Source organism: Nostocoides veronense, from assembly GCF_039531185.1.
Lineage (GTDB): Bacteria > Actinomycetota > Actinomycetes > Actinomycetales > Dermatophilaceae > Nostocoides_A > Nostocoides_A veronense.
In genome coordinates this window covers 1-949 of record NZ_BAAAPO010000048.1, presented here as the reverse complement: position 1 = coordinate 949, position 949 = coordinate 1, and the positions used below count along the sequence as shown (strand labels likewise).

The window sequence follows — 949 nt, the reverse complement described above, 5'->3', positions numbered from 1 at the left end:
CGGCGGGCGGCCCGGGGAAACGGACCCCGAGCAATCCGGGCACCGCGCCCCGGGCCGACCCAACTGGCACCACGTCTCCACCGCCAAGCGGGGCCCCAAGGAGCTGACCGGGATGGTCGACCTGACCCGCCACCCGCACCCGAAGAAGCCCGAGAAGATGGTTGTACGGGCCCGACTGCTGGACCTGGTCCCCGGCCGCTCCGGCCCGGTGTACAAGGCGTGGCTCCTGGACCGGGGGCCTGAGTTCCGGTGCGGGATCGAGGTCGCCACGCTCGATACGTTCCACGGGTACAAGAACGCCATCGACGACCAGCTCGACGAGGCCGCCTCCGTCCTCGACGCCTTCCATGTCGTCAAGCTCGGCATGCAAGCCTTGGACGAGGTCCGGCGCCGGGTCCAACAGGCCATCCACGGCCACCGCGGCCGCAAGGGCGACCCGCTGTACGGCATCCGCACCATCTTGCGCCTCGGGCTCGAGCACCTGAGCGAGAAGCAGCAGGCCCGCATCGACGCCGCGTTCGCCGCCAACCCCCGCCACGACGAGGTCGCCATCGCCTGGCAAGCCATCCACAAGCTCCGCTCCGCCTACACCGCCGAGAACCTCGCCGCCGGCAAGAAGACCGCCCAGGCCGTGCTCAAGTCCTTCCCAAAATGCCCGATCCCGGAGATCGCCCGCCTCGGCCGCACCCTACGCAAGTGGCGCCGGGAGTTCCTCGCCTACTTCGACACAGGCCGCTCCAGCAACGGCGGCGCCGAAGCCATCAACGGCCTGATCGAGCTGCACCGCAGGGTGGCCAGAGGCTTCAGAAACCGCCGAAACTACAGACTTCGGATGCTCCTCGTCGGAGGAGGACTCATCCCATGAACCCCACACTCAAGTCCGAAGAGATTCCCTAACTGGTTGTCAAGGTCGTGGGGGCGGATTCTTCGGGCAGGCGTGATCGACGAG

Annotated in this window: 1 protein-coding gene; it reads left to right on the top strand. The window is 68.2% G+C overall.

From position 1 onward, the window contains the following. A partial coding sequence (locus ABD225_RS15760) for an ISL3 family transposase (RefSeq protein ID WP_344087637.1) occupies positions 1-865 on the top strand: 865 nt, incomplete at its 5' end. Positions 866-949: the final 84 nt, after the last annotated feature.